We start from the raw sequence: 3,928 nt of genomic DNA, 5'->3' as shown, positions 1-3,928 counted from the left end.
CCAGCGCCCGCATGAGGCGCTCGGAATGCAGGCCCCGGCGAACCTGTACTACCGGTCTCAACGCCAGTTGCCGGAGAAACCCCGGCCTATGGAATATCCAGGTCACTTTGACCTGGCCTTTGTCAATCACAACGGTTGCATCTTCCGACAAGGTAAAAGTGTGTACATCACTTGCCTGCTCAAAGGAGAAACTGTCGGCCTCGAAGAAATAGACAACGGTATCTTCGATGTTTATTATGGTCCCTTGAAACTCGGTCTGTTCAAAGAACGTATTCTCTCAAAAAACGATCACTACGTACGGTTACTCCACTTGTAACCTATGTCCTTGAACATTTTTGTAACCCATGTCCCTGACCCGTACAATGCCATCCAGCGAGAACCGGCTGTAACTGGTGGGAATCAGGATCGTATCCGCCGCCCAGACCGCGTTGCCGGTCAGCGCGCCCAGCGAGGGCGGACAATCCAGCAGGCAGTAGTCGAAATCCCCGGCCAGCGGAGCCAGTTGCTTCTGCAGGATTCTCTCGCGCTACTTGCGCCGAACGGTGGAAACCCTCCGGAATGCACGATGCACGGAGTGTATAATGTTTAATTATTATACATTTGTCAGGAGTGTGTATAAATAACATACACACGATTTTCCCGCCTTATCCCTATTCCCTCATTTTATCGCTTGCCAAACAACATGTTAGTCAAGGCACTCCGTTCCCCGCTCAATGGCACCTTTCTTGTTATTTACGGAAACATAGAGGGATAAAAAACAACGGCTTAAAGTTCCAGAGCCGCTCTCCTGAGACTGCGGTCCATCGTTCATGCCGGACTGTCCCGGTGATCCAACAACGTATAGAACACCAAGAACATGGAGGCGCCTATAACGTGTAAGAGTGTGTGATTTTTTTTGAAATAATCAGTGGATTTCTTTGGAGGAAACTATGATCAGTACTCGAGTAATATCTTTGGGTTGGCGATATTGTGGCGCGCTGGCTTTGGTAATGCTGCTCTTTGCGGTTGAAGCGCCGGCCCAGCTCAACACCTCCAAGGTGGAGGGCTATGTCCGGGACAAGGATACCGGCAAGCCGGTAGCCGGCGCCCAGGTGACGGTGGACGGCACCCGGCTGGGGAATGTCAGCAATGCCGACGGATACTATTTCATCCTCAACGTCCCACCCGGCAACCGCAGCCTGACCGCCGCCTTCACCGGCTATCAGAAAACCACGATCTCCGGTAATCTGATCCTGGCCGGCCAGACAGTGACTGTCAATTTCAGCCTCAGTTCCACGGTCGTGGAGCTGCAGGGGATAACCATCGAGGGGCAGGCGGAGGTCCTGGTGCCCAGGGACAACACGGTCTCGAAGCAGCGCCTGACCGCGGAAAAACTGCAGGAAACCCCGGCCACGAAGCTGGAAGACATGCTGGTCCTCGAAGCCGGCGTGCAGGTTGGCGGGGATGGCAGCATGGCCCGGGGCCTTCGTATCCGCGGCGGCCGTCTGGGTGAGGAGGCCATGGTGGTGGACGGCGTGACCGTGCGCAACTACACGGCCGACCCGTTCAAAAGCGGCCTGGGCTGGGTCTGGGAGCAGGAGGAAGGCTCGTTGGCCGAGGACGCCACTCCGCTCGATTTCTCCACCGGCGCGGTGGAAGAGGTGGACATCCTCACCGGCGGGTTCCAGGCAGAGTACGGCAACGCCCAGTCCGGTATCGTCAACATCGTGACCAAGGAAGGCACCTCGGACTGGAAAGGCAACGCGCGTTTCACCTCCGACGGGTTGAATCCGCGCACCGCCGACTATGGCTACAACCAGTTGCAGGCCGGCCTCGGCGGCCCGGTGCCGATGCTGCCCAATGCGTATCTGCAATTCAACGGCGAGCTGCAGGGTGTGGCCGACAGAACCCCGACTCACGCCGATGAGGGCTTCCGCGGGGTGAACCAGACCTTCGTCGACCGCCTCAACGAATCGGTGCGCAACGACATCGTCCTGGGCAACATGCTTCCCGTGTTCTCCCTCGATGAATTCAGGAAAGGGGCCGAGTATTACAGCGGCAAGACCGGCAAGAGCGCCTCTCTTTTCAGCCCGGGCAACCCGGTGCGCATACCGGGCAACTGGTCCGACCGGACACTTGTGTCCGGCAAGCTGACCTACTATCCGCACAAGGGGCTGCAATTCCTGAGCACCTTCAACTTTTCCCGCAACCAGAACTCCTATCCGGACAACGATAACGGGAGCTATTTCCCCACCGGGATCGCATCGCAGTCCGATCTTCCGGACAGGACCTGGAGTGCGGCCAAGGGTGACTGGCAGGAGAACGGGCAATGGTATTGCTATATCCCCCAGGCCTTCGGCAGAAGGACCCGCACCTCGAACCTGATGCTGGGGGCGAACTGGGATTTCCTGAAAAGCACCGAGCGCAACGCCACGCTGCAGTTCCGCTACTCCAGAATGCGTGTGCAGGACATCACCAGCTCGAGCATTGCGGACAATTATGTCCGCTCCGACAACACCACTTTCATGGGCTGGTCCATGCACGACCTGCCCTTTGAGGTCGAGACCATCCCCCAGGAAGAAGTCGATTTCATAAGGCGAGTCAACGACCAGGTCATCACCTATAAGAAAAGCGTCACCAACCTGCCCCTGGAGGGAAGCCAGGAGGCGAGACTGTACTATTCCGACGGGTTGGGGCCCTGGCACACTCAATATCTTTTCGAGACGCCTTTCAACGCCACCGACCAGCAGGACCTCTACTGGTTGAGCTATTTCTACCAGCGGGAATGGCAGAACAACTACAAGGCGGATGTCGATTTCCAGCTCAACCGCCGGAACCGCGCCAAGGTAGGGTTCCAGTACACCGATTTCAGCAACGACATGTTCGAGCTGCACAACATGAGCCGCCGTCGCGATATCGGCAACGAGTTCGAGTACAAACCCAACATGATGGCGTTCTATGCTCAGAACCGGACCGACCTGGGTGATTTCGTTTTCGATTACGGCATCCGCTACGACTCGTTCGACCCGGTGGATAACTGGGGTTTCCGCAACGGGGACCAGTGGGCCGAGAATTACTTCGTCAAGACCATCGACGAGTGGTCACCGCGTTTCGATGTCGGCTTCCCGGTGACCGACAAGACCCAGCTCAGGTTCTCCTACGGCGTGTTCACCCAGCTGCCCAGCCTGAGCTTCATTTTCAGCGGCGAGAACCCGGGCGGCCTGGATTTCTCCCGCACCGACTCATACGAGGCCGGTATCTCCTACCTGATCGGCAGCGACATAGTCTTTGACATCGTGGCCTACTACCGCGACGTAATGGGCAACGTGGCCGAAAAAGACTTTTTCCGCGATTACACGCAGTGGAGAACGGGCCGCAGGATCCGCGGGAACGTGACCGGTTTCACCAACCAGGACAACGGCAATATAAAGGGGATGGACCTGACCATCCGCAAGCGTTTCAGCAACAACTTCAGCTACAATCTCATGTACACCCTGGGTTTCTCCAGGACCACTGGCAGCCGTTACAATACGACCAGTTACTGGAGCCTGTTCATCGACCCGACCACCGGCGAGGAGTACCGTCCGCCGGATGAAATCCGCCCGATCGAGGGTGATGTGACTCATAAGCTGTCGGCCAACCTGAACTACGTTTTCCCGGAGGATTTCGACCCCGGCACTCTGGCCGGCGCCATCCTCAGAAACGTCAGGCTCAACTCGGTCTTCACCCTGGAGAGCGGAGCGCCGGCTTACACCAGGCTCGGCTACGGTGGAGAAAACGCCCGCCGGAACCAGGCCGGGGATATGAGCTGGATGAGTTTCCGCAACGGCAAGCCGGTCGGCGGGATCAACTATTTCCGCGGCCGCTGGTCCTACAACCTCGACCTGCGCCTGTCCAAGACTTTCAGTCTCGGCGGCTCGCGGCGCGTCTCCCTGTTCGGGGAGGTTTT

3 protein-coding genes are annotated in these 3,928 nt (G+C 57.5%); 2 read left to right on the top strand and 1 reads right to left on the bottom strand.

The window, feature by feature from the left end:
* On the top strand, positions 1 to 316 hold a 316-nt coding region (locus LLH00_13380; protein MCE5272264.1), incomplete at its 5' end, for an IS481 family transposase.
* Here the strand turns inward: LLH00_13380 and LLH00_13375 are convergent.
* Complete coding sequence (locus LLH00_13375; protein MCE5272263.1) at positions 302 to 514, bottom strand: AAA family ATPase; 213 nt, start codon at positions 512 to 514, stop codon at positions 302 to 304. The two genes, LLH00_13380 and LLH00_13375, sit on opposite strands and share 15 nt — an antisense overlap.
* Before the next feature lie 475 nt (positions 515 to 989).
* On the opposite strand from LLH00_13375, the gene LLH00_13370 reads away from it, so the two are divergent.
* Positions 990 to 3,928, top strand: a 2,939-nt coding sequence (locus LLH00_13370; GenBank protein MCE5272262.1) for a carboxypeptidase regulatory-like domain-containing protein, incomplete at its 3' end; no start/stop codon positions are given.

Source organism: bacterium, assembly GCA_021372515.1.
Taxonomy (GTDB): Bacteria; Gemmatimonadota; Glassbacteria; order GWA2-58-10; family GWA2-58-10; genus JAJFUG01.
Note: the sequence above shows the minus strand (reverse complement) of the source record. Positions and strands in the feature narration are given on the sequence as shown.